This window comes from Citrobacter sp. MGH106 (assembly GCF_001037495.1).
Classification (GTDB): Bacteria; Pseudomonadota; Gammaproteobacteria; order Enterobacterales; family Enterobacteriaceae; genus Citrobacter; species Citrobacter murliniae.
The window spans coordinates 3,177,569-3,202,662 of sequence record NZ_KQ089822.1 but is presented as its reverse complement, the minus strand read 5'-3'; the positions used below and the strand labels follow the sequence as shown (position 1 = coordinate 3,202,662).

Genomic DNA, 25,094 nt, shown 5'->3' with positions numbered 1-25,094 from the left:
TTTACTGTCCCCTCATCTTTTCTATTTTTGCCGGTGTAATATCCGGGAGCGTTTGCGGAATATCCCATGAAGAAAAAACACCATAGACTTGTGTTAATTCACCAGTTTTAAGTTGCGACGCTTGAATCATCTTTATCGCTTGTTCGTTAATGGCCCGACCATATTCGCCAAATAATACCTGGTCGTTGAAGTCGCCATAGCTGGCACCTTTATAGGCATCGCGTAATTGCGTACCACGCAGGGTTGGGCCTATCTGTACGATAATATTGCTGCCGCTTTTATCCGTGATAGTCATTTTTCCACTGCGGGAAGTGGTATCAAGATGACTAATTGGCCCCTCTACTTTCACGTAAAAGATACAGGGGTTTTCTTCCTGGGAACGGTAGCCAAGATTTTTACAGGCGCTATCAATGTCTGGCTCGGTTTGTAACGCGGCCATTAATTCAGCTACCGGACGAGCCTGTCCAACAATTTGTGGGACAATTTTGCTTTGCCACGTTTGGTCTATATTCGCCATATTTGGGTTTGGTGGAGATTTGAGATCCGCCAGCTCTTGCTGAGAGACGATGCGACATCCTCCGACGGTCAATACGGCCAGCGCCAGCCAGGCTTTTTTAGTCATAATATTCTCCTTTGCGCCTCGCGAGAGGCGCAATAACCCGAGATCAGGATTTGATATTGAAATCCTGTACTTTATCTGCGTTATCTTTAGTGATGAGAATGCCGCGGAACATGACGCGTTGTTTAGCTGGTTTTACGCCATTTTGCAGGTAGTTATCCAGGTCCGTGACGCCCTGTGCAGCGATCGCCTGAGCCTGAAGCATCACCGTGGCTTGTAGTGTTCCTGCTTTTACCGCATCGCGTTCGTCGTTGCTGCCATCAATGCCAACGACAATAACGTCGCTACGGTTGGCTGCTTTGAGCGCGGCGATGGCGCCAAGCGCTACAGGACCGTTACCGCAGATGACACCTTTAACGTCCGGATGTGCCTGCAGAATGCTGTCCATAATACGTTTACCGTCGATAAGCGTACCTTTTGCATCCTGTTTGGCGACGCTGGTCATGTCCGGGAACTGATCAATAACCTGGTGGAAGGACTTAGAGCGAGTAACGCAGTTATTATCAGCCAGGTTACAGGTCAATTCGGCATATTTGCCTTTTTCGCCCATCTTCTCAACAAATACGTTGGCCACTTCAGAACCAGCCTGGAAGTTATTATGGGTGATTTGTACAAGCGCAACATCATCAACCGGAATTTCCCTGTTGATTAATATGACAGGAATACCTGCTTTTTTTGCTTTTTCAATTGCCGCAACACTGGCGGTTGAGTCTGCATTATCCAGCACAATACCCTGGACTTTTTTGCCGATGGCGGTATCGATTAATTCATTCTGTTTTTTAACATCTTCACTGTGCGAAAGAATCGTGGTTTTGTAACCTAACTCTTGCGCTTTTTCACTGGCACCTTTTGCCTCAGAGGCGTAATAAGGGTTATCCAGTGAGTTAACCATAATCATGATTGTCCCTTTATCTGCGGCATGGGCAGTAAAAGACAAAGCAGTCAGGGTTGCAGCGGTGAGCAGCGTTAAACGTAATTTCATGACAATGTTCTCTCTGTGTTGTTATTGTCGGGTACGGTGAAACAACGTAAAGCCTTAATTCTTTTATGGGCCGGAGTTCTCCTTTTATCGTTGGTAAAAAATCGTCACGTATTTTCCCTGGTAAGGCGTCAGACGGACGAGGCCGGTTTCCATAATGTTCTGTCTACCGCATGACGCCATTCTTGCCACCTTTTTTGCAGACGGTGATGACGGGCCATGTCGGGCTGAAATTTGCTGTGTACGGTTAAAAAGGCTTTTAAATCAGTGAGCGATCCAGGGTGAAGTGCTTTACGCGCCAGTAATGCTGCGCCAATGGCCGAAAGTTCCGGTACATCGCTGCGCATCACGGGGCAACCCAATAGATCTGCCTGATATTGCATTAACCAGTCATTCCTGGTTGGTCCGCCATCAACCATCAATGCTGACAGGCTAAAATCATTATGCTGTTGCATAGTGACCACGACGTCGGCGATTTGGTAAGTAATCGACTCGAGCGCGGCGCGAATTAAATGCGCCCGCTTTACACCCCGACTGAGTCCGCAGATAACGCCGCGGGCGCTGTCATTCCACCAGGGCGCGCCTAGCCCGGTGAGGGCAGGGACAAAGTACACGCCGAGCGTTGATTCAACAGACTCTGGAAGGGTATTCAGCTCGTGAGTTAGTTCGGCGTCAGGCAGTTCGCTGAGTCCGGTGCTTTCCGCCATCCACGCAACTGCATCGCCGGTGTGTGGAATATTTCCTTCAAGGCCGTAAATGATGCTGTCGCCATCGTGCCAGGCGATAGTGGTAGCCAGCGCACCAATATCACTCTGCGCGGATTTCACCGGAGCCATTACAGAAGAACCTGTGCCGTACGTGGCCTTAACGCATCCCATCTCACCGAGAGCATGGCCGAACAAAGCGGCGTGTGAGTCACCGACCATCGACATCACCGGAATGCCGTCCGGGATCCCATTCAGTCCACGGGTGTGACCAAATAACCCGCTCGATGGTTTGATTTCCGGCAATGCGGCGCGAGGAATATGGAACAATGACAGCATGGTGTCATCCCACTCTCCGGTGTGCAGATTGAGTAACTGTGTGCGTGCAGCATTGGAATAGTCGCAGGAGAAAGCTTCACCACCGGTTAAGTTCCACAGCAGCCAGCTATCGATTGTTCCAAGACAAATTAGTCCCTGTTCCGCGAGCAGTGGGCCATCAGTCACCGATTCCAGCAGCCAGCGCATTTTAGATGCTGAGAACAATGGGGCTATTGGCAGGCCTGTCGTTGTTTTAATCAACTGCTCTTTATTATCCTGGCGCAGTGCCTCGCAGTAAGCTGCACTGCGGGTACATTGCCAGGTGATGGCTGAATTCAGTGGTTTACCTGTATGACGATACCAGCCAATCGCGGTTTCTCGCTGATTACTGATCGCCAGTGCCGCCACGTTTTCTGCCCCAACGTGATTCACCGCTTTGGCAATGACGTCAATAGAAGCGTCAATCAACATTTCGCCGGATTGTTCAACCCAACCTTCTCGCGGAGTATGAATGGCCAGTGGTTGGGAAAACTTTGCGACGACATTGCCCTGATCATCAAGCGCTATTGCTTTCGCATTGGTCGTGCCTTCATCCAGCGCAATAATGAACTCTTTCTTCGCTGCACACATAGATTATCTCCTGAGTCACATTGCGTCCCGGCGTTGTAGGGAAATTCTCCCTCATTGTCGCGTCATTACTTCATCAGGTTCAGTTGTGACATATCGAATCTTTAACTTGTGAATATATATTCGGTATTGATTATTTATTTAATACCTTAGCCACAATCTGGCTGTTGAGCTACAGAAAAAATCATCAATTGTGCTGGTAATCACACTTAGCCTGACCTGGGAATACCCACTCGCAGCAAAAATTATGAGAAGGTGAATCCTTTCAGTTTATTGAAATCAAAGAGTTTTATGATGGCCTTTGTGTCAGGTGCTCACAACACACAGGCCTGGTTGGAAGTTAAGATTAGCCTGTTATCAACATGCGGGCGGTAGGATAGTCGGTGATCAGAACGTCGATATAGCCGCCATTCAGCGCACCCTTAATCGCGGCAACCTTATCCGTTCCTCCTGCCAGTGCCACCACATTCGGACATTTTTTCACTTTGTCGAGGGCCATACCGATAACCGGATCTTCATCATCCGTTAATACCGGTTGACCATTTTTGTCATAGTAGTGCAGACAAATATCGCCAACGGCACCGCGATCGGCCAGGACTTGCAGCATATCTTCGTGATAGTAGTTACCTGAGGTTTTCAGTAACTGAGAAGGTTCCAGAATACCGACACCAACAATAGCGATATCGACATTATCGAAGCGAGAAATGACGTCAGCGACGTCTTTACTGGCGATGAGGCGATTTTTCTCTTCGACCGAGCCTTCGATGCTTTGTGATGGAAGTAACCAGGCTTCACAGTTCAAATGTTGAGCAAGTGTCTGTGTCAGAATGGTAGCCTGTACGTTACCGTTAGGTCCTACACCACCCAGTAGTTGAATAACGCCGCCTGCTTTAAGATTTTGGGTGTGGACTTCATCAACCATGGCGCGAATTGTTGAACTCCATGAAGATACCCCTACCAGATCTTTGGGCCGCAAGCGTGTTTCCAGGTAGTGTGCGGCGGCAGAGCCGATGGCCCGCTTGATAGTGTAATCACTGGCATCCTCTTCCGTATCCACCACAATTGCCTGCTTCAGCCCGTAGCGTTCTTCGATGCCTTTCTCAAGATTAAGGAAGATATTTGAGGGCTGGACGACGCTGATTTTTACCACACCTTCTTTTTGGCAGCGAGTGATGGCTCGGGATATAAAAGACTGAGAAAGCGAGAGAAGCTGAGCAATATCGGATTGTTTGCGTCCCTCAAGATAGTAAAGGGTTGCGATTTTAACCAATAGCCGTTGTTCATCCTGCTTAGCCATATATTTCCCCGAAAATCATTTACGTACCGCCATTATCTTAGAGTGTTTTATCATACGCGAAAAATGAAGACAGTTAAGTGTGATAAAGCTCTAACTTTAACCAATACTCAAAAACAGCTATGGACAAAAATGGAAAATGGGTCGCATAATTGAATAAAGAGTCATCTGTGAATATATATTCATGATGATTTCAGGTCAACTGAATATTACCCGGCATCAGTTTGCATGCGGTAAGGAGGCAGAATGTTCCTGAGTATGACGCAGCGCGCAAGCCTTGTGATGCAACGCCTGGGGATTTCTGGTTTTTTTAGTCCCTGATGGAATAAATATTCCACATTGAAAATAAATTCAGAGGTATTAAATGAATCCCTACAACTATGATGTCCAGACACTTGAGCGCAAAGCGCGAGCTGTACGCCGCCACATCGTTAGACTGAATGCTAACAGCCCTGCAGGGGGACATACTGGCGCAGACCTCTCTCAGGTCGAACTGCTGACAGCGCTCTATTTCCGAATTCTTAATGTTGCCCCGGATCGTATCAATGATGAAGAGCGCGACGTTTATATCCAGTCTAAAGGGCATGCGGTCGGGTGTTACTACTGTGTCCTGGCGGAGGCGGGTTATTTCCCCATCGATTGGCTGGAAACGTATCAACATGCCAATTCCCATCTCCCCGGACACCCCGTTCGCCAGAAAACACCGGGCATTGAACTGAATACAGGCGCGTTGGGCCATGGTTTACCTGTTGCGGTCGGATTGGCGTTAGCAGCGAAGAAGAGCAACAGCACCCGCCGTATCTTTTTAATTACCGGTGACGGTGAACTAGCTGAGGGAAGTAACTGGGAGGCGGCACTGGCTGCGGCTCATTATGGTCTGGATAATCTAATCATTATCAACGACAAAAATAATCTCCAGTTGGCTGGGCCGACCCGAGAAATTATGAATACCGATCCTCTGGCAGATAAATGGTTGGCTTTTGGCATGAATGTTATGGAATGTCAGGGGAATGACATGACGTCTGTTGTCGCTGCGCTGGATGGCCTGAAGCAGGAGGGGAAACCTAATGTCATTATTGCCAATACCACGAAAGGCGCAGGTATCTCCTTTATTCAGGGGCGTCCCGAATGGCACCACCGCGTACCGAAAGGTGAAGAGATTGAACTGGCACTGGAGGAACTGAAAGATGAGTAATGCAGAGCACCTCGCAAACGTTATGGTCCAGGCATTTATTGACGCAGTAGAACGTGGTGTCGATCTGGTGCCGGTAGTCGCCGACTCTACATCAACCGCAAAAATCGCCCCCTTCATTAAGCAGTTTCCAGGGCGTTTGGTGAATGTGGGTATTGCCGAACAAAGCATGGTTGGAACGGCGGCTGGTTTGGCCCTCGGCGGTAAGGTGGCTGTCACTTGTAATGCCGCGCCATTCCTGATCTCACGTGCCAATGAGCAAATTAAGGTCGACGTTTGTTACAACAATACTAATGTGAAGTTATTTGGTCTTAACGCGGGTGCCAGCTATGGTCCGCTGGCGAGTACTCACCACTCGATTGATGATATTGCCATTATGCGCGGCTTCGGCAACATTCAGATTTTTGCCCCATCTTCGCCGCGTGAATGTCGTCAGGTTATCGACTACGCCATCGGTTATCAGGGGCCGGTTTATATCCGTCTTGACGGGAAAGCACTTCCGGAGCTCCATGAGGAGAGTTATCGTTTTGTTCCAGGGGCGGTGGTGACGCTGCGTGAAGGAGGCAATGTAGCGCTGGTGGCGACAGGTTCGACAGTGCATGAAATCGTTGATGCTGCCGCGCTGTTGGCTGATTCCGGTATTCAGGCGACGGTGGTCAGTGTACCTTCAATTCGACCGTGTGATACGAAAGCGCTTTTATCTGCATTACAGGGCTGTAAAGCGGTGATTACCGTGGAAGAGCATAACGTTAATGGTGGTCTGGGAAGTCTGGTGGCAGAAGTGTTGGCAGAAGCCGGGGAGGGAGCGGTTCTGAGGCGGTTAGGGATCCCTGATGGTGAGTATGCAGCAGCAGCCGATCGTGGCTGGCTGCGTCAGTACCACGGATTTGACGCGCAGGCGATTGCCACTCTGGCACGTGAAATACTTTGAATACTAATCTGCCGCCAGGGAGATAACGTAGCTATCTGAAAACAGCCACTGCACACGGTATGTCCGGGCGGGTGTCAGCAGGAGCAACTGCTGTTTCTGAACGCTGACAATTTGATATTGCAAAAACCCGGCGTTTACCTGTTGTAAAGCTGGGGTCGCTTTGAAGGCGCTCTCTTTGGCGGAAAAAGCCAGTGTGAGCGCCTGTTCAAAGGGCAGTCCACTCTCTACCATCCATGCTTTTTCTTCATCAGTCACTATGCTGCTTGCCAGCTCCGCTGCGGTTTGTGGCGTAAAAATGCGTTCCATATCCACGCCAACCGGATATGAAGATACGACGGCAAGCGCCGTGTGTTCGCAATGACTGATACTGCCAAACAAACTTTCTGGCCACAGGGGCTGGCGACGGTCGCCGATGCCGGGGATGTTTTTGATGCCATATTCACGCAGGGCATGGACTGCGGCAATACGCCCCGCCAGGTGTTCTGATTTTCGCTTCCGTCCGGCAGAGATTAGCTGTGCGTGATGGGGGAGCCAGAGTAAATCGTGCTCGTGAAAGCTGTCGGGCTCAAATTCGACAAGATGCAGCGTGTGGTCTGCAAAGGGAAGTGGTGTGTGTGTTGTGCGCATTGTCTTTGACAAATTCCCTCTCCTCACCAGGAGGAGAGGGAAAAATATTATCAGAAGCGCGTGTTAACGCTCATGTACCACGTACGACCCGGCTCGTTATAGGTGTACGCACCTGCACCTGCCATATAAGAAACGTCGGTCGTGCTGCCAGTGGTTTGGGCATTACCTGCACGCCACAAACGTTTGTCGAAGACGTTATCCACGCCGCCGGTCAGGCTGACATTTTTCATCACATCCCAGGTCGCGCTCAGGCCGACAATGCTGTACGGACTCACCTCATTTGCGGAGCTGCCGGTAACCGGTTTACCCTGGTAATCGTATTTTTTCGGCTGCTGTTTGCCATACCAGGTGAAGGTAGACTGCAATGACAAATCTTCGCGAGCCTGCCAGCTTAAGGTAGAGTTCAGCGTATATTCTGGAATAATCGACAGGCGCTCGCCGGTCTCTTTATTCTTGCTTTGCAGCATGTAAGTGATGTTGTTCGTCCAGTTAACGGTTTCGCTCACTGGTACGTTCAACGTCCCTTCCAGACCTTCGACCACCGCTTTAGGCACGTTCTCCCACTGATAGATATCGGTGTAAGTTGTCTTGCCTTTATTGGTGATGGACGTTCTGTCAAATGGCGTGGTACCGGCTTCGATCTTGTTACGGTAATCGTTGCGGAACCAGGTTACGCCGGCCAGCCAGCCATCGCGCTTGAACTCCAGGCCAATCTCTTTGTTGATACTGGTTTCTGCTTTTAGATCATCGTTGCCCATCATATAGCAACCAATGCCGCTGGCGGCTCCGGTGGCATAGCAACCCTGACCTTTACTGTACAGAATATAGTTCGGGTTGAGCTGGTACAGGCTTGGTGCTTTGTAGGCGCGAGCGATCCCCATTTTCAGGGTAAAGTCATCACCCAGACCTTGTGACAGGTTCAGAGAAGGACTCCAGTTATCGCCCACAATGCTGTGATGGTCGAAACGCAGGCCCGGTGTCAGCATGGTGCTGTCGGTCAGCTCCATATTGTTTTCAGCAAACAGGGAGAAAATTTCCGCTTTGGAATACGGGCTACGATCGGTGCTGTTGAAGCCAGGGATGTTGCCGCCCATAAAGGTTTGCGAGTTGGACAGCATGTCTTTCATACGCTGTTGGTTCCATTCGGTACCGAGCGTCAGATTTTGGTTAACCAGCAGATCCAGCGGAATACTGATTTCACTGTGCAGCATGACATCGTTCAGATCGGCATCAACATATTTTTGCGATGCGTTCGGGTCAAAGATCCCTTCTGTACCCCCGGCTAAACCTTCCGGCGTACGGGAGTTACGCGTATGTTCATACTGCACCCAGTTGCTGGTGGTAACGCCGTTATCCCAGCCGCCGTTCCAGGTCAGGGAGTAGTTTTGACGGTACAGACGATTGGTCTCTTTACCGTAGTTATCTTTCACCAGTTGGTTGGTGTTGGTGTTTTGGGTGTCGCCAGCGTACAGGTTGCCCTGGCGGCTATAACCGGCTTCAAGTTCCAGTGACTGGAGTGGAGCGAAATCCCAGCGTACAACGCCGTTGATGTCTTTGTTGATCACACCTTCGCGACCGGCAGGTAACGTGTTGGCATAGGTGCCGGTACGCTCTGACTGATGTCCCTGGTTGATATCCCATGCGTCGGCCTGGGTTTTATCGAGATTACCGTACAGGCGGAAGCTGAAATCCCCACCCATCGGGCCATTAAGGCTAAAGGTGGTACGTTTGGTCGAGCCTTCGTCTTTGTGTTCCGGGGCGTTGAAATAGGTATCCCAGGAACCGTGCCATTCGTTGCTGCCTTTTTTGGTGATGATATTCACCACGCCGCCCGCAGCACCGTTGCCGTAGCGTGCAGCAGCAGGGCCACGCAGTACTTCAATGCGCTCAATCATTTCCGGGGGTACCCAGGAGGTATCACCACGGGTATCGCGCTCGCCGCGCCAGCCCTGACGTACGGAGTTGCGGCTGGTGACTGGCTTACCGTCGATCAGGATCAGGGTGTTTTCTGGTCCCATACCGCGAATATCGATCTGACGGTTGTTACCTCGCTGACCGCTGGTTGAGTTACCGGTCAGGTTAACACCAGGCATGGTACGGATGATTTCCGAGACATCGCGAGCGGGAGGATTCTTACGGATTTCATCAGCAGTGATGGTTGAAACGCCTGGCGCCTGCAGGTTCTGTTGGGCGGCAGTGACGACGATGGTGTCTTCATGAGAGACGGCGGCGCTGTCGGTGTTATCTTCTGCCATTGCTGGCAGTGCTACCCCGTAAATACCTAAATTGACCAATAAGGCCAGTGAATGAATCTTGTTGTTCATTGTATGTCCTGCTTTCTTTTAGCCACGAGTACCAATGTGCCGTTTTGAAGCACCAGGCCTGATGTCGCCCGCATCTGCGAAAACTATCCATTCCAGAAAAGTTCGCAGCGCCAGGTCGGTTTATAAGTGGTGAAATAATGCGCGCGCTTCCCACAGCGCGGTAATACGCTATTGCAAATGCAAATAGTTATCAATAATATTATCAATATATTTCACGCCTAAATAAAAAATTGCACAATAAACATGGGGTTATGACGGTGACGACGTTAATGATGGGAAGCGAAGCGTGGTGGCAGTCAAAACAAGGCCCTGAGTGGGTGCGCGAGGATAGCGGTGATTACCGTGTGACCTTTTGGTGGCGTGATCCGCAGGGAACGGAGAAAACGTCGGCACTTCGTCATGTGTGGGTCTACATTACCGGTGTGACCGATCACCATCAAAATGCCATTCCCCAGTCGATGCAACGCATTGATGGTACAAATGTTTGGTGCTGGAGCACCACTATGAGCGCTCACTGGCGCGGTAGCTACTGCTTTATCCCCTCTGAACGAAACGATATTTTTGCCGCGTTATCTGTTGGTGATACGCCAGACAGAGCGACTCTTCGGGAAGGTTGGCGCCAACTGTTGCCGCAGGCGATTGCCGATCCCCTCAATCCCCAAAGCTGGCAAGGCGGGCGTGGTCATGCGGTTTCGGCGCTGGAAATGCCTGATGCGCCCGTCCAGCCAGGCTGGGATTATCCTGAAACCCCTGACACACCCGCGATATGCCTGCAATGGCGTAGCGCACGGCTGGGTAATACGCGACGCGTGTGGGTATTTACCACTGGCGAGGTCAGCCCTGAGGATCGCCCGCTCGCTATTCTGCTGGATGGCCAGTTTTGGGCGCAAAGTATGCCCGTCTGGCCAGCACTGACTTCACTTACTCACCGCAATCAGCTTCCAGCTGCCGTTTATCTCCTGATCGATGCCATCGACACGTCTCATCGCAGCCATGAGTTGCCGTGTAATGCTGATTTTTGGTTGGCAGTACAGCAGGAGTTGCTGCCACTGGTGAAGGCGACTACCGCATTCAGCGATGACCCGCAGCGCACCGTGGTGGCCGGGCAAAGTTTTGGCGGATTGTCATCGATGTACGCTGGATTGACCTGGCCTGAACGTTTTGGCTGCGTGCTCAGCCAGTCCGGCTCCTACTGGTGGCCTCATCGTGATAGTCATCAGGATGGGGTGATTATTGAACAACTAAAGGCGGGAGCGTTAAGCGCTCGGGGCCTGCGTATTGTTCTGGAAGCCGGTACTCGCGAACCGATTATTTTTCGCGCGAATCAGAGGCTTTACGCCCAGTTCCCTCCCGATTCACGGTCTTTTTTCTGGCGTCAGGTTGATGGTGGACACGATGCGCTTTGCTGGCGCGGCGGATTGATGCAGGGGCTGATGACGCTCTGGCAACCGCTTATCGACACGATTTAACCGGACGATGTTCCACGACAGGAGTTGAGTATGGAATTCAGTAATCCCTTCGATAACCCGCAGGGGCAATTTTACATTCTGCAAAACCCACAACGTCAGTTTAGCCTTTGGCCGCAGCAGTGCTCACTTCCTGTTGGCTGGCAGGTTATATGCGAACCGCAATCTCAGGAAGTATGTCAACAATGGCTGGAGGCGCACTGGACCACGCTGACGCCTGCAAATTATGCCGATCGACAGGAGGCAGAATGACTCAGCGTTTACCGTTAGTTGCGGCTCAGCCGGGTATCTGGATGGCAGAAAAACTCTCCACATTACCCTCGGCATGGAGCGTAGCGCACTACGTAGAATTAACCGGGGAACTGAATGCGCCGTTGCTGGCGAAGGCCGTAGTTGCGGGACAGCAGCATGCCGATACTCTACGCATGCGCTTTACTGAAGATAACGGTGATGTTTGGCAATGGGTTGATCCTGCTCTGACTTTTGCCGAACCTGAGATTATCGATCTGCGCGGGAAATCTGCTCCGCATGAGGCTGCATGCGCGTTAATGCAGGCCGATCTGCAGCAGGACTTACGCGTCGACAGTGGGAAATCGCTGGTCTTTCATCAGCTCATTCAGATGGAAGATAACCGCTGGTATTGGTATCAACGTTACCATCACTTGCTGGTCGATGGTTTCAGTTTCCCGGCAATTACTCGCCATATAATCGCAATCTACAGTGCATGGCAGCGTGGCGAAAAGACGCCTGACTCGCCTTTTACGCCATTTGTCGAAGTGGTGGAAGAGTATCAACAATATCGCGACAGTGACGCGTATCTACGCGACGGCGCTTTCTGGAACGAGCAGCGGCGGCAATTACCGCCACCGGCATCGCTGTCCAGTAAACCGCTGCCGGGACGGGCGACCACTGCGGATATTATTCGCATGAAATTGTCAGCACCTGACGGCTCATTCCGTCAGCTTGCCGCTCGTATGCCCGACGTTCAGCGCGCGGATTTAACACTGGCTCTGGTTGCATTATGGCTGGGACGTTTATGCAGCCGGATGGATTATGCCGCCGGGTTTATCTTCATGCGACGCATGGGGTCAGCAGCGTTAACGGCAACCGGTCCGGTACTGAATGTTCTGCCATTCGGCGTCAGTCTTGATGCGGCGGAAAGCCTGCCTGAACTGGCGAAACGCCTTGCCGGGCAGCTAAAGAAAATGCGCCGACATCAGCGCTACGATGCGGAGCAAATTGTGCGTGACAGCGGGCGAGCCGCCGGTGAGGAGCCGTTGTTTGGTCCTGTACTGAACGTGAAAATTTTCGACTATCAGTTAGACATTCCCGGTGTACAGGCGCAAACCCATACGCTGGCGACGGGGCCGGTTAACGATCTCGAACTGGCGCTATTTCCGGATGAAAATGGTGGCCTGAGCATTGAAATCCTGGCAAATAAACAGCGTTACGATGAAGCCACGCTGACACAGCATGCCTCGCGTTTAGCAGGTCTTATCGACCAGTTTGCTGAAAATCCGGCGCTGTGCTGCGGCGAGGCAGAGATGCTGCTGCCGACAGAACACGCACAGCTGGCGAAGATTAACGATACTGAAGTTGAGATCCCGTCCACTACGCTAAGTGCGCTGATTGCGACACAAAGCGATAAAACACCGGATGCCCCGGCGCTGGCCGATGCCCGCTATCAGTTCAGCTATCGCGAAATGCGCCAGCAGGTGGTTGCGTTGGCAAAACTTCTGCGCGAACACGGCGTGCGGCCGGGAGACAGCGTGGCGGTGGCCTTACCACGTTCCGTTTTCCTTACGCTGGCGCTGCACGGTATTGTCGAAGCCGGAGCCGCCTGGCTACCGCTTGATACCGGATACCCGGACGATCGTCTGCGGATGATGCTGGAAGACGCTAAACCCACGCTGTTAATTACTACCGATGAACAGCTGGCGCGCTTTAGCGATATTCCTGGGCTGGAAAGCCTGTGCTACAACGCGCCTCTGCCAGCACGCGATTGCACGCCATTGGCGTTATCACAACCAGGCCATACGGCCTATATCATTTTCACCTCCGGATCGACGGGCAGACCAAAAGGCGTGATGGTAGGGCAGACCGCTATCGTTAACCGCCTGCTATGGATGCAAAATCACTATCCGCTGACGGCAGACGATGTGGTGGCGCAAAAAACGCCATGCAGTTTTGATGTTTCGGTATGGGAGTTTTTCTGGCCATTTATTGCCGGTGCAAAACTGGTGATGGCTGAGCCTGAGGCTCACCGTGACCCGATCGCGATGCAACATTTCTTTGCGCAATATGGCATAACGACAACGCACTTTGTACCGTCAATGCTGGCGGCTTTTGTCGCTTCGCTGACGCCGGAAACGGCGCGGGAGAGCTGCGCCACGCTGAAACAGGTATTCTGCAGCGGTGAAGCCCTGCCGGCAGAGTTATGCCGCGAGTGGGAACAACTGACGCATGCTCCGCTGCACAATTTGTACGGTCCAACTGAAGCAGCAGTCGATGTGAGCTGGTATCCGGCCTGGGGTGAAGAACTCGCCGCAGTGACCGGCAACAGCGTGCCGATTGGCTATCCGGTCTGGAACACCGGCTTGCGGATCCTCGACGCCATGATGCGCCCGGTGCCTGTCGGCGTAGCGGGGGATCTGTATCTGACGGGGATCCAACTGGCGCAAGGGTATCTGGGTCGACCGGATCTGACGGCGAGCCGTTTTATCGCCGATCCGTTTGCGCCGGGTGAACGTATGTATCGTACCGGTGACGTGGCGCGCTGGCTTGAGTCTGGAGCGGTTGAGTATCTTGGGCGCAGTGATGACCAGCTAAAAATTCGCGGGCAGCGCATTGAGCTGGGCGAGATTGACCGGGTGATGCAGATGCTACCCGATGTTGAACATGCTGTTGCCCATGCCTGCGTGTTCAACCAGGCAGCGGCGACAGGTGGCGATGCGCGACAATTGGTGGGATATCTGGTGTCTCAATCGGGTTTACCATTAGATATTCCTGCCTTGCAGGAGCGTCTGCGCGAGAAACTGCCTGCGCATATGGTGCCGACGGTCCTGTTACAACTGGCTGAATTGCCGCTTAGCGCTAACGGTAAGCTGGATCGTAAAGCGCTGCCAATGCCGCAGTTAGCGGCTCGAACGCCAGGACGCGCGCCGCAGCCTGGCACGGAATCAATGATTGCCCAGGCCTTCTCAGCTTTGCTGGCCTGTGAGGTCAATGATGTTGACGCTGACTTCTTTGCGCTTGGTGGCCATTCGTTGCTGGCAATGAAGCTGGCAGCGCAGCTGAGCCAGCTCTTTGCGCGTCAGGTTACGCCGGGGCAGATTATGGTTGCCTCCACAGTCGGACAACTGAGCGCATTGCTGGACGGCGCTGATGACGAACAGTCGCAGCGCCTGGGGTTTGAAGCGTTGCTACCGTTGCGCGAGAGTCATGGTCCGACGCTGTTCTGCTTCCATCCGGCATCGGGCTTTGCCTGGCAATTTAGCGTGCTGTCACGTTATCTCACGTCGCAGTGGTCAATTATTGGTATCCAGTCGCCGCGACCGGATGGGCCAATGCAGACGGCGGAAAACCTCGACGAGGTCTGTGAACATCATCTGGCAACGCTACTGCACCAACAGCCTCATGGTCCCTACTATTTGTTGGGCTACTCGTTGGGTGGCACGCTGGCGCAGGGCATTGCGGCGCGTTTGCGAGCCCGGGGGGAAACCGTCGCGTTCCTTGGCCTGCTGGATACCTGGCCACCGGAGACGCAAAACTGGCAGGAAAAAGAGGCTAATGGATTGGATCCTGCCGTGCTGGCGGAAATCGATCGTGAGCGTGAGGCCTTTCTTGCTGCACAACAGGGGAATGCTTCGGAGGCATTATTCAGCGCTATCGAAGGTAATTACGCCGATGCGGTTCGTTTGTTAACTACGGCGCACAGCGCAAAATTTGATGGCAGAGCAACGTTATTTGTCGCCGAGAAAACGCGCCAGGCAGATCCCCAAACAGCCTGGGCTCCGTGGGTTGGGGAGTTAGCGGTATATAGCCAGGATTGTGCGCATGTCGATATTATTTCCCCGACAGCATTTGAAAGGATAGGTCCCGTTATAAATGCGTTGATCAATAAGCGGTAAACAAATCAGCATTGCGATAGATACCCGTCATACTTCAAGTTGTTTGGGTGTTGGTTACCCCAGTCACTTATCAGGTAAGTGACTGGGGTTCGATAAGTTGCTGGCTTCAAGCAACTCGAATAATTTTGGGGGGAGATATTTGAATAAACTCATAATGTAAAAAATATGTTATTAATTTGTGTGTTTTTTTGTTTGTCTCAAACGTAAATGGAAAGGATATTAATTTCTAATACAACATTTGGTAGGCATTTACGTGTAAAGATTGTTTCAGATAATTCTGAGTAGCTGTTAGACTCCGGCTAAGGAAGTATTTTTCTTTTGGCAAAGATTTCAGGTTATACAGAATGTCATCACTCAATATAAAGCAAGATAGAGATTCGGAATTCACTGCTTATCCTCAAACCACAGTAAATGGAAATGAAATTGATTTAGTGGGCCTGATCGAGATTTTATGGCGAGCCAGGACGAAAATCATCGCTACCGTTTTCGCATTTGCCTGCATAGGCCTTCTGGTGTCTTTTCTGCTTCCTCAAAAATGGACCAGCGAGGCGGTTGTAACGCCAGCAGAACCTGTTCAGTGGCAGGAACTTGAGAATACGTTAACCAAATTACGTGTGCTCGACATGGACATTAGCGTCAGCCGTGGGGATGTGTTTAACCTGTTTATCAAAAAATTCCAGTCTCCATTACTTTTGGAAGAATATCTGCGCTCTTCACCCTATGTATTAGAACAATTGAAGGGTGCCGATTTCGACGAAATGGATCTTCATCGGGCGATCGTAAGGCTCAGTGAAAAAATGACAGCGGTTGACAGCAATTTGAGTAAAAAAAATGAAACCGCGCTCTATACCGCATGGACGTTGAGTTTTACTGCACCATTAGCAGAAGAAGCACAGGCGGTACTGACCGGCTATATCCAGTACATTTCCGATCTTACTGAGAAAGAAACGCTTGAGGATATTCGCAACAAACTGGCCATTAAAACCAGCTTTGAGAAAGAAAGACTCGAAATGGATCGGGTAAGGCTCAAGAATCAACTGGAAGCGAATATTCAGCGACTAAACTACTCGCTGGAGATTGCTAATGCTGCGGGAATTAAAAAACCCGTTTACAGCAATGGCCAGGCGGTGAAGGATGACCCTGATTTCTCTATTTCATTGGGTGCTGATGGCATCACGCGTAAATTAGAAATAGAAAAATCGGTAACAGATGTTGCGGAAATTAACGGTGAATTACGTAATCGCCAATATCACGTTGAACAGCTGTTATCGACGAATGTGAATGACGTCAATTTTACGCCGTTTAAATATCAACGTTCACCTTCACTACCGGTGAAAAAAGATGGACCGGCTAAATCGATGATCATTATTCTGGCAGCTTTGCTTGGTGGAATGATAGCGTGCGGTGGGGTGTTGCTGAGCCATGCCATGATGCATCGTAAACACAATGCAGAATTCCTGGGGCAGTCGTTGGTGTGAGTGATTTTGTATGGCGGCAGAAATGTCGCCATACACTACATCCCGTTATTTCTTGCGCCCAAGCGGCACTACTAACGGTGTTCCTGCAACGGGATCATCAATAATCATACAACGCAATCCATAGATTTTTTCGATGAGTTCCGCCGTGACAATCTCTTTTGGCGCACCCTCGGCAATGATTTTTCCATCACGAAGTGCAATCAGGTGCGTGGCATAGCGACAGGCCTGATTAAGGTCGTGCAGAACAGCGGCCAGCGTATATCCTTTCTCACGATTTAGCTCGCTCAGCAGTTCCAGCAGATCGATCTGATGGCTGATATCCAGCCAGGTGGTTGGCTCATCAAGCAACATAATGGATGTTTCCTGTGCCAGCACCATCGCTATCCATGCGCGCTGACGCTGTCCACCGGAAAGGGTATCCACACTTTGTGCCGCCAGGTGGGTGATGCCCGTGGCTTGCATAGCATTTGCCACTGCGTTTTCATCTTCTTGGCGCCAACGGGTAAATAACGGCTGATGCGGGTAGCGACCGCGGGCAACCAGCTCCTGTACGGTAATATCGCCAGGCGTGGTGGCGTTTTGTGCTAACAGACCAATTCTGCGCGCGACCTCTTTACTGGCGTAGTGCTGAATATGCTCCCCGTCCAGCCAGACCTTGCCGTGTTCAGGCGTCATCAGGCGGCTTAACGTGCGTAACAGCGTCGACTTACCGCAGCCGTTAGGGCCAATTATTGCGGTAAAGTGGCCGTCGGGAATTGATACATTAAGGTTTTCTGCCACGGTAAATTTGCCATAACCCAGCGTTAACTGGTCGCCACGCAAACGGGCTACTGATTCGGTCATTTTTTGCGGGACTCCTGAATTAACAAGACGATAAGATAAATACCGCCGAGGCTTACGGTGACAACGCCAACCGGAAGCTGATAAGGCATAAATAGTTGTTGGGCGCATAAATCGGCCATCAGCAGTAGCAATGCGCCGCACAGTGCTGACTGGGTTAATCCCCAACGTGCCGTACCGCTAAGCCGGCGGGCAATATGCGGTGCGACAAGTGCAATAAAAGAAATTGGGCCAGCCAGCGCAGTGGCTGCAGCGGTCAGAACAACCGCAACCAGCATCATCATCAGACGCGAGCGTTCTACGCTGACTCCCAGCGCGCAGGCGCTGTCATCGCCCATTTCTAATAAACGCAGACGGCGCACCAGCAGTGCGGCACATACCAACATCACGATAATCAGCGGTGCAGAAGGCCAGGTTTTAGCCCAGGTCAGACCGTTGAGCGATCCGGCGTTCCACAATCCAGCCGTCAACGCGGTTTCTAAAGACGCCTTCAGCAGCAGCCAGGTATTAAACGCCACCAGCATGGCACGAATGCCGATACCGATAATGATAAGTCGGAAAGTGTCGATACCATTACGCCATGCCAGCGCCCAGACCACCAGTGAGGTCAGGATCCCGCCGAGCATCGCCGCCAGCGCGATAGCGGTAAGATGCTGACCAAATAACACCATTGCTACCAGAACACCGCTCCAGGCTCCGGTATTGAAGCCCATAACGTCCGGACTGCCCAGTGGGTTACGCATCAGCGACTGGAATATCGCGCCGCTAACGCCCAGGGCCGCACCAATCAACAGCGCCATCAATACGCGCGGTAAACGCCATTCGGTCACAACCAGCGTAATGCTGCGCGGCGCATCGCCCAGCAGAGCGGCAATAATCTGTTGGGTTTCCAGCGTTACGACGCCGCTACGCAGGCTCCACAATCCGACGGCGAGGCAGCCCACAATCAGCAGCAGACAACTGATAAGCAATCTGCGGGGAAAATGCATCATGCACCACCTCCGCGTTGTTTACGCCGGACCAGGAAGATCAGTACCGGTGCGCCGATAAACGCGCTGACTACGGAGACGCGCAATTCGCCGGGGACAATCAGACGACCGATGATATCGGCAATCAGCAGCAAAGAGGGGGTTGCCAGTAGGGTCACTGGTAGCGACCAGCGATGATCGGCTCCCACCAGCCAGCGTGCCATATGTGGCATCATCAGGCCGATAAAGGCGATAGGACCGACAATAGCGGTTGCGCTACCGCACAGTACGGTAATCACCAACAGACCAATAAGTTGGGTGCGGGCGACTTTGCTACCCAGCGCGGTAGCGGTGTCGCTTCCCAGGCTCAGGCTGTTCAGGGAACGGCTCAGAAACAACGCGACAGCACCGGCAATAAGCACCGGAGCCAGCACCACTTTCAACGTTTGCAGGCTACGAATATCCAGCGATCCCGCTTGCCAGAAACGCAGCTGATCATAGACGTCCGGGTTGAGCAGGGCGATACCGCTGGATAATCCCTCCAGCACTGCCCCCAGCGCGACACCTGCCAGCGTCAGACGCACCGGGCTTAACTGTCCTCCACCCTGACTGCCGGTAAATGCCACAATCAGCGACGCGGCCAGCGCTCCGGAAAAGGCCATCAACAACTGCTCTTGCGGGGAGGAAAAACCGAACAGCGATGCACCCAGCACAATGGCAAAGCTGGCCCCGGAATTGACACCGAGAATACCTGGATCGGCAAGTGGGTTACGTGTGAGCGTCTGCATTAATGCGCCAGCCAATCCCAGCGCACCGCCTGCAAGGAGTCCTGCCAGCGTGCGCGGAAGTCGCGCATCCAGCACGATGGTGCAATCAGCACTTTGACAGGTGCCGGTCAGCGCATCCAGAACCACAGACGCGGGTATCGACCTGGCGCCAATAACCAGACTTAATGCGGTGGAGAGAACAAGTAATAACAATAGTCCGGGCACGGCAAAGGCGCGTGTCACGGAAACAGAGCATGACATATCAACTTCCCTGATAATGATAGTAATTATCGTTATCGATCTTATTTGGGTATGTTAGCATGTGCAGCCACAGAATGGATATTTAAAAAAACAGGTATGCACCTCATTCTTCAGGCTGCGACCTCAATGAGAGCATGTATCTTAAGGCTTTGTAATGAATAGAAAACCCTGGCTGCTGAATCTCAGCCTGTTAAAGACTCATCCTGCATTTCGCGCAGTCTTCCTTGCTCGTTTTATTTCCATCGTCTCTCTGGGACTACTCGGCGTCGCGGTTCCGGTACAGATCCAGATGATGACCCAGTCTACCTGGCAGGTCGGTCTGTCGGTGACGTTAACCGGTAGCGCAATGTTTATTGGTCTGATGGTTGGTGGTGTACTGGCCGATCGTTATGAGCGCAAAAAGGTGATCCTGCTGGCACGCGGAACCTGTGGTATCGGGTTTATTGGTCTGTGCCTGAATGCGCTACTCCCGGAGCCTTCACTGCTGGCTATTTATATTCTGGGCTTATGGGACGGTTTTTTTGCCTCGCTGGGTGTGACGGCGCTGCTGGCGGCGACTCCAGCGCTGGTTGGGCGTGAAAATCTGATGCAGGCCGGGGCGATTACCATGCTGACGGTACGTCTGGGATCGGTTATTTCACCGATGATTGGCGGGGTATTACTCGCCACCGGCGGCGTTGAGTGGAACTATGGTTTGGCAGCCGCGGGAACCTTTATTACCTTGCTACCGCTGCTCAGTCTTCCTGCATTGCCACCGCCACCGCAACCACGTGAACACCCGCTCAAATCGCTGCTGGCGGCGTTTCGCTTTCTGCTCGCCAGCCCGCTGATCGGCGGCATTGCGTTGCTTGGCGGCCTTCTGACGATGGCCAGTGCGGTGCGTGTCCTATACCCCGCTCTGGCCATCGGCTGGCAGATGTCTGCCGCACAGATTGGTCTGCTGTATGCCGCCATTCCGCTGGGTGCCGCAGTGGGGGCATTGACCAGTGGGCAACTGGCGCACAGCGTTCGCCCTGGTTTAATCATGCTGGCCTCTACCGTGGCCTCTTTCTTCGCCATCGGATTGTTTGCGTTGATGCCGGTCTGGGCGCTGGGCGTTATCTGCCTCGCGCTGTTCGGCTGGCTGAGTGCGGTCAGTTCTCTGTTGCAGTACACGATGTTACAGACGCAGACGCCGGAAGCGATGCTCGGGAGAATTAACGGTTTGTGGACCGCGCAAAATGTGACCGGAGATGCCATTGGTGCGGCGCTGTTAGGCGGACTGGGCGCGATGATGACGCCGGTAGCATCGGCGAGCGTCAGTGGATTTGGTCTGGTAATTGTTGGCCTGTTATTGCTGCTGTTACTGGGGGAACTACGTCGATTCCGTCAGGCACCGCCAGAACCCGATATCGCCTGAGGGTTTATCTGACCTGTGCCCTAAGCCGGGTAAGGCAAAGCCTTCACCCGGCAATGATGTCAATCTGCTTCGACTTAACTAAACAGTGCAGCGAGACGTTGTAGTAACAGCGTGGCGCTGTAGTAATCCAGACGGAACGTTTCGGTTCCCAGCGCGTAAACGCGTTTATTTTGCACTGCAGGCAGGTGTGCAAGCAGGGGATTCGCGTAAATGGCGTCAGCGTCTTTGCTGTCTCCCGCAAACAGAAACAGCGCTTCACCGTTCAGACCTGTCGCCAGGTTTTCACCACCAAGCTGGATGATATCGTGACGTTTACCCTGGCTCTGGCTGGTGTGCAGTCCGGCAGGCAGTGGTGCCAGCGTGAATCCCAATTGTTCCATCAGCTTGCCCTGCGCAGACTCTGGTGTCCACAGATTGGCGCTATGCGCGGCAGCGGTATACACCAGTGCGCTAACAGGCTGCGGCGGCAGGGTAATACGCTGTTTGACCGCCAGCAGTTGTTTATCAAACTCGGCAATACGCGCCGCCGCCTGTTCCTCATGACCGGTGATTTCACCTAACTGCGTCAGCAGTGATTGCCAGCTTTTGTCGTCGTAATTAATGATAAGCGTTGGGGCAATGGTGGAAAGTTGATCGTAGAGCGCGAGAGCGGAATCTCCTCCGGTGGCGCTGATCAGAATCAGGTCGGGCATTTGTGCCGCAACGGCTTCGGCGCTCGGTTCACCAATATACAGGCGGCTCAGCTTGCGGGCTTTTGCCACGTCACTCCACTGGCGTAAAAATCCCTGAGCGTCACCAATGCGATTGTTTGGCGTGGTAGCGCCGCTGGCGATGATGGGCGCATCAATGGCCAGCAGAGAGCCAGTCAGAGTGACGCTGGTGGAAACAATACGTTGAGGCTTTTGTTCCAGCGTGTGCGTCCCCCGGCTGTCGGTAACCTGACGCGGCCAGTCAGCGGCATGACTTAAAGAAATTCCTGAAATAGACAGTCCAACCAGTAAGAGCGCAGTGCGGTAAAAAGCGGGGAGTCTCACAAATAAGCTTCCTGTTATCAATGTAGTTAATGCTTCTCATTTTCATTGTTACGGGACAGGTATGCAAGCCTAAGTCGCACATTGTGCTACCGCAAGAGTTGACATGCTGTCGCTTTGCTTTTAGGTTAGCGACCGAAAATATAAATGATAATCATTATTAAAACCTTTATCATTTTTTGGAGGATGATATGGATACGTCACTGGCCGAGGAAAAAACGCAGACTATGGCAACTCTCGCTCCCGACAATTTTTTCTTTATGTCGCCGTATCGTAGCTTTACGACGTCAGGATGCTTTGCCCGCTATGCGGAACCGGCAATTGATGGCGATTCGCCAGACAGCCCTTTCCAACAGAAAATGCACGCACTGTTTGCCGATGCTAAATCGCACGGTATCGCAAACCCCATCATGGTTGGAGCTATTCCTTTTGACACCCGCCAGCCGTCATCACTGTTTATTCCTGAGTCATGGCAGACTTTCTCCCGCACGGAGAAGCAAAAATCATCACGTTACTTTACCGCGCATCAGTCACTGAGCGTCATTGAGCGTAAATCGATCCCGGAACAGGACTTTTTTGAACAGATGGTTTCCCGGGCGGCAGCGCTGACGGCAACCCCGGAAGTTGACAAAGTGGTGCTGTCACGCCTGATCGATATCGAGACGGATGCTGTCATTGACAGCGGTGCGCTGCTGGAACGTCTGGTGGCGCAAAATCCGGCGAGCTACAACTTCCATGTGCCATTAGAAGATGGTGGCGTCCTGCTCGGGGCCAGCCCTGAATTGCTGTTACGTAAAGAAGGCGAACATTTTAGCTCACTGCCGCTGGCGGGTTCTGCTCGTCGTCAGCCGGATGATGTACTGGATCGGGAAGCGGGTATCCGCCTGCTGGCCTCCGAGAAAGACCGACATGAACATGAACTGGTGACGCAGGCGATGAAAACGGTTCTGCGCGAACGCAGTAGTGAACTGCAACTCCCGTCATCTCCTCAACTGGTGACGACACCAACGCTTTGGCACCTCGGTACACCGTTTGAAGGTAAAGCCAACGCCCAGGAGAATGCGCTGACGCTGGCATGCCTGCTGCACCCAACACCTGCGCTGAGCGGCTTCCCGCATCAGGTCGCCACGAAATTGATCGCGGAACTGGAGCCATTTGACCGTGAACTGTTTGGCGGCATCGTCGGTTGGTGTGATGCCGAAGGTAATGGCGAATGGGTGGTCACGATCCGTTGCGCGAAACTGCTGCGCAATCAGGTGCGTTTCTTCGCTGGTGCCGGAATTGTCCCTGCCTCATCTCCTGTTGCGGAGTGGCGCGAAACTGGCGCCAAGCTTTCGACTATGTTGAATGTTTTTGGACTGCATTAAGAGCCTGGTCCATCAGGTTATTTTATTTGCCAGTTTGGACACGGACAGCGCGGAGCAACCGGATTGTACTTGTAGTACGTGAGGATTGTGAGCACTGCCCAGGGGCAAACTGGCTGCAACAATATACGCCTTATTGACAGGCTCTAAGGAGTGATGATGAGTATTCCTTTCACCCGTTGGCCGGAAGAATTTGCCCGTCGCTACCGTGAAAAAGGCTACTGGCAGGATCTGCCACTGACTGACATTTTAACCCGCCATGCCGACAGCGATCACACGGCAGTCATTGATGGGGAACGCCATCTTAGTTACCGACAGCTTAACCAGGCGGCTGACAATCTCGCCTGCAGTCTGCGTCGTCAGGGGATCAAACCCGGAGAAACTGCGCTGGTGCAGTTGGGCAATGTGGCCGAGTTGTATATCACTTTCTTTGCGCTGCTTAAGCTGGGTGTTGCGCCCGTTTTTGCATTGTTCAGCCATCAGAGAACAGAGCTTAATGCTTATGCGACACAAATTGAGCCAGCGCTGCTGATTGCCGATCGCCAGCACGCGCTGTTCGCCGGTGACGATTTTCTGAACACGTTTGTAGCGCAGCACAACTCCGTGCGCGTGGTGCTGTTGCTCAATGATGAGGGTGAGCACAACCTGCAAAATGCGATAAGCCAGCCTGTTGCTGATTTTAGCGCCACGCCGTCGCCTGCCGATGAAGTGGCGTATTTCCAGCTTTCCGGTGGTACCACCGGCACACCAAAGCTGATCCCGCGTACTCATAACGATTACTACTACAGCGTGCGTCGCAGTAATGAGATTTGTCATTTTACTGAGCAAACGCGTTATTTGTGCGCTATTCCGGCGGCGCATAACTACGCCATGAGTTCACCAGGTTCGCTGGGCGTATTCCTGGCGGGTGGAACCGTGGTACTGGCGGCCGATCCGAGCGCGACGCTGTGCTTCCCGCTGATCGAAAAGCATCAGGTTAACGTTACGGCGCTGGTGCCGCCTGCGGTGAGTCTTTGGCTACAGGCGATTGGAGAGTGGGGCAGCAATGCGCAACTGGCTTCCCTGACGCTGCTTCAGGTGGGGGGGGCGCGACTTTCTGCAACGCTGGCGGCACGTATCCCGGCGGAAATTGGCTGCCAGTTGCAGCAGGTCTTTGGTATGGCGGAAGGGCTGGTGAACTACACCCGTCTGGACGACAGCCCGGAACGCATCATCAATACCCAGGGGCGGCCAATGTGTCCGGATGATGAAGTCTGGGTAGCGGATGCTGATGGTAACCCTTTACCACAGGGCGAAACAGGACGCCTGATGACGCGTGGCCCGTACACTTTTCGTGGTTATTTCAAAAGCCCCGAGCACAATGCCAGCGCGTTTGATGCTAACGGGTTTTATTGCTCCGGCGATCTGATCTCTATCGATCATGATGGTTACATCACCGTGCAAGGGCGTGAGAAAGATCAGATCAACCGGGGTGGGGAGAAGATCGCCGCGGAAGAGATTGAAAACCTGTTACTGCGTCATCCGGCGGTGATCCACGCTGCGCTGGTCAGTATGGATGATGAGCTGATGGGTGAGAAAAGCTGCGCCTGGCTGGTGGTTAAAGAGCCGCTGCGTGCGGTACAGGTACGTCGTTTTCTGCGCGAGCAGGGCGTGGCGGAGTTCAAATTACCGGACCGTGTGGAGTGCGTTGAGTCATTGCCGCTGACCCCGGTCGGTAAAGTGGATAAAAAACAATTACGTCAGTGGCTGGCATCACGCCCACTGGCCTGAAGGAG

The 25,094-nt window shown here is 52.6% G+C and carries 19 protein-coding genes; 9 read left to right on the top strand and 10 right to left on the bottom strand.

Annotation, left to right across the window (positions count from 1 at the left end; genetic code table 11):
* Position 1: 1 nt before the first annotated feature.
* The 4 genes from SK36_RS15045 to SK36_RS15030 form a co-directional block, all read right to left on the bottom strand.
* Positions 2-622 (bottom strand): DUF2291 family protein, encoded by a 621-nt coding sequence (locus tag SK36_RS15045; RefSeq protein ID WP_045440931.1) that lies wholly within the window; start codon positions 620-622, stop codon positions 2-4.
* Between the two features lie 43 nt (positions 623-665).
* Positions 666-1,601 carry a D-ribose ABC transporter substrate-binding protein gene (locus tag SK36_RS15040; RefSeq protein ID WP_045440932.1) on the bottom strand — a complete coding sequence of 312 codons (936 nt, stop codon included), beginning with the start codon at positions 1,599-1,601 and terminating at the stop codon, positions 666-668.
* A gap of 128 nt (positions 1,602-1,729) precedes the next feature.
* Positions 1,730-3,250 carry an FGGY family carbohydrate kinase gene (locus tag SK36_RS15035; RefSeq protein WP_045440934.1) on the bottom strand — a complete coding sequence of 507 codons (1,521 nt, stop codon included), beginning with the start codon at positions 3,248-3,250 and terminating at the stop codon, positions 1,730-1,732.
* 343 nt (positions 3,251-3,593) lie between these two features.
* Positions 3,594-4,544, bottom strand: a complete 951-nt coding sequence (locus SK36_RS15030) for a sugar-binding transcriptional regulator (protein WP_045440936.1) — start codon at positions 4,542-4,544, stop codon at positions 3,594-3,596.
* A 361-nt stretch (positions 4,545-4,905) separates the two neighbouring features.
* On the opposite strand from SK36_RS15030, the gene SK36_RS15025 reads away from it, so the two are divergent.
* Positions 4,906-5,736, top strand: a complete 831-nt coding sequence (locus SK36_RS15025; protein WP_045440938.1) for a transketolase — start codon at positions 4,906-4,908, stop codon at positions 5,734-5,736.
* Positions 5,729-6,664, top strand: a complete 936-nt coding sequence (locus SK36_RS15020) for a transketolase family protein (RefSeq protein ID WP_048221886.1) — start codon at positions 5,729-5,731, stop codon at positions 6,662-6,664. Before SK36_RS15025 ends, SK36_RS15020 begins: the two co-directional genes overlap by 8 nt.
* Before the next feature lie 3 nt (positions 6,665-6,667).
* Here the strand turns inward: SK36_RS15020 and entD are convergent, their stop codons facing one another.
* Positions 6,668-7,291, bottom strand: a complete 624-nt coding sequence (gene entD / locus SK36_RS15015; protein WP_048221885.1) for an enterobactin synthase subunit EntD — start codon at positions 7,289-7,291, stop codon at positions 6,668-6,670.
* Between the two features lie 50 nt (positions 7,292-7,341).
* Positions 7,342-9,615, bottom strand: coding sequence for a TonB-dependent siderophore receptor (locus SK36_RS15010; protein WP_045440945.1), 2,274 nt, complete (start codon positions 9,613-9,615; stop codon positions 7,342-7,344).
* A gap of 251 nt (positions 9,616-9,866) precedes the next feature.
* Here SK36_RS15010 and fes point away from each other — a divergent pair, with 251 nt between their 5' ends.
* The 4 genes from fes to wzz(fepE) all read left to right on the top strand — a co-directional run bounded on the left by fes (position 9,867) and on the right by wzz(fepE) (position 16,689).
* Positions 9,867-11,084, top strand: coding sequence for an enterochelin esterase (gene fes / locus SK36_RS15005; protein WP_075261792.1), 1,218 nt, complete (start codon positions 9,867-9,869; stop codon positions 11,082-11,084).
* Between the two features lie 30 nt (positions 11,085-11,114).
* A complete protein-coding gene (locus SK36_RS15000; RefSeq protein WP_045440946.1) occupies positions 11,115-11,333 on the top strand; it encodes an MbtH family protein in 219 nt (72 codons plus the stop codon).
* Positions 11,330-15,211 (top strand): enterobactin non-ribosomal peptide synthetase EntF, encoded by a 3,882-nt coding sequence (entF, locus tag SK36_RS14995; protein ID WP_048221884.1) that lies wholly within the window; start codon positions 11,330-11,332, stop codon positions 15,209-15,211. Before SK36_RS15000 ends, entF begins: the two co-directional genes overlap by 4 nt.
* 344 nt (positions 15,212-15,555) lie before the next feature.
* Positions 15,556-16,689, top strand: coding sequence for an LPS O-antigen length regulator Wzz(fepE) (gene wzz(fepE) / locus SK36_RS14990; RefSeq protein WP_045440950.1), 1,134 nt, complete (start codon positions 15,556-15,558; stop codon positions 16,687-16,689).
* Positions 16,690-16,734: 45 nt separating this feature from the next.
* Here wzz(fepE) and fepC read toward each other — a convergent pair whose 3' ends face one another.
* From fepC to fepD, 3 genes are read right to left on the bottom strand one after another with little or no spacing between them, the layout of a single operon-like run.
* A complete protein-coding gene (gene fepC, locus SK36_RS14985) occupies positions 16,735-17,532 on the bottom strand; it encodes an iron-enterobactin ABC transporter ATP-binding protein (RefSeq protein ID WP_045440968.1) in 798 nt (265 codons plus the stop codon).
* Positions 17,529-18,521: an iron-enterobactin ABC transporter permease gene (fepG, locus tag SK36_RS14980; RefSeq protein ID WP_045440970.1), complete on the bottom strand. Its 993-nt coding sequence runs from the start codon at positions 18,519-18,521 to the stop codon at positions 17,529-17,531. The genes fepC and fepG overlap by 4 nt, the downstream gene beginning before the upstream one ends.
* Positions 18,518-19,525 carry a Fe(3+)-siderophore ABC transporter permease gene (gene fepD / locus SK36_RS14975; protein WP_045440972.1) on the bottom strand — a complete coding sequence of 336 codons (1,008 nt, stop codon included), beginning with the start codon at positions 19,523-19,525 and terminating at the stop codon, positions 18,518-18,520. The genes fepG and fepD overlap by 4 nt, the downstream gene beginning before the upstream one ends.
* A gap of 154 nt (positions 19,526-19,679) precedes the next feature.
* Between fepD and entS the strand changes: the two genes are divergently transcribed.
* On the top strand, positions 19,680-20,924 hold the full coding sequence (entS, locus tag SK36_RS14970; RefSeq protein WP_045440974.1) for an enterobactin transporter EntS: 1,245 nt from the start codon (positions 19,680-19,682) through the stop codon (positions 20,922-20,924).
* Positions 20,925-20,998: 74 nt separating this feature from the next.
* Here entS and fepB read toward each other — a convergent pair whose 3' ends face one another.
* A complete protein-coding gene (gene fepB, locus SK36_RS14965; RefSeq protein ID WP_045440976.1) occupies positions 20,999-21,958 on the bottom strand; it encodes a Fe2+-enterobactin ABC transporter substrate-binding protein in 960 nt (319 codons plus the stop codon).
* 188 nt (positions 21,959-22,146) lie between these two features.
* On the opposite strand from fepB, the gene entC reads away from it, so the two are divergent.
* On the top strand, positions 22,147-23,322 hold the full coding sequence (entC, locus tag SK36_RS14960) for an isochorismate synthase EntC (protein ID WP_045440978.1): 1,176 nt from the start codon (positions 22,147-22,149) through the stop codon (positions 23,320-23,322).
* A gap of 156 nt (positions 23,323-23,478) precedes the next feature.
* Positions 23,479-25,089 carry a (2,3-dihydroxybenzoyl)adenylate synthase EntE gene (gene entE, locus SK36_RS14955; protein WP_048221883.1) on the top strand — a complete coding sequence of 537 codons (1,611 nt, stop codon included), beginning with the start codon at positions 23,479-23,481 and terminating at the stop codon, positions 25,087-25,089.
* Positions 25,090-25,094 lie beyond the last annotated feature (5 nt).

What these genes read in the sequence shown, in the direction of transcription:
- SK36_RS15045 (WP_045440931.1), bottom strand. Translation starts at nt 622, where the DNA reads ATGACTAAAAAAGCCTGGCTGGCGCTGGCCGTATTGACCGTCGGAGGA.
- SK36_RS15040 (WP_045440932.1), bottom strand. Translation starts at nt 1,601, where the DNA reads ATGAAATTACGTTTAACGCTGCTCACCGCTGCAACCCTGACTGCTTTG.
- SK36_RS15035 (WP_045440934.1), bottom strand. Translation starts at nt 3,250, where the DNA reads ATGTGTGCAGCGAAGAAAGAGTTCATTATTGCGCTGGATGAAGGCACG.
- SK36_RS15030 (WP_045440936.1), bottom strand. Translation starts at nt 4,544, where the DNA reads ATGGCTAAGCAGGATGAACAACGGCTATTGGTTAAAATCGCAACCCTT.
- SK36_RS15025 (WP_045440938.1), top strand. Translation starts at nt 4,906, where the DNA reads ATGAATCCCTACAACTATGATGTCCAGACACTTGAGCGCAAAGCGCGA.
- SK36_RS15020 (WP_048221886.1), top strand. Translation starts at nt 5,729, where the DNA reads ATGAGTAATGCAGAGCACCTCGCAAACGTTATGGTCCAGGCATTTATT.
- entD (WP_048221885.1), bottom strand. Translation starts at nt 7,291, where the DNA reads ATGCGCACAACACACACACCACTTCCCTTTGCAGACCACACGCTGCAT.
- SK36_RS15010 (WP_045440945.1), bottom strand. Translation starts at nt 9,615, where the DNA reads ATGAACAACAAGATTCATTCACTGGCCTTATTGGTCAATTTAGGTATT.
- fes (WP_075261792.1), top strand. Translation starts at nt 9,867, where the DNA reads ATGACGGTGACGACGTTAATGATGGGAAGCGAAGCGTGGTGGCAGTCA.
- SK36_RS15000 (WP_045440946.1), top strand. Translation starts at nt 11,115, where the DNA reads ATGGAATTCAGTAATCCCTTCGATAACCCGCAGGGGCAATTTTACATT.
- entF (WP_048221884.1), top strand. Translation starts at nt 11,330, where the DNA reads ATGACTCAGCGTTTACCGTTAGTTGCGGCTCAGCCGGGTATCTGGATG.
- fepC (WP_045440968.1), bottom strand. Translation starts at nt 17,532, where the DNA reads ATGACCGAATCAGTAGCCCGTTTGCGTGGCGACCAGTTAACGCTGGGT.
- fepG (WP_045440970.1), bottom strand. Translation starts at nt 18,521, where the DNA reads ATGATGCATTTTCCCCGCAGATTGCTTATCAGTTGTCTGCTGCTGATT.
- fepD (WP_045440972.1), bottom strand. Translation starts at nt 19,525, where the DNA reads ATGTCATGCTCTGTTTCCGTGACACGCGCCTTTGCCGTGCCCGGACTA.
- entS (WP_045440974.1), top strand. Translation starts at nt 19,680, where the DNA reads ATGAATAGAAAACCCTGGCTGCTGAATCTCAGCCTGTTAAAGACTCAT.
- entC (WP_045440978.1), top strand. Translation starts at nt 22,147, where the DNA reads ATGGATACGTCACTGGCCGAGGAAAAAACGCAGACTATGGCAACTCTC.
- entE (WP_048221883.1), top strand. Translation starts at nt 23,479, where the DNA reads ATGAGTATTCCTTTCACCCGTTGGCCGGAAGAATTTGCCCGTCGCTAC.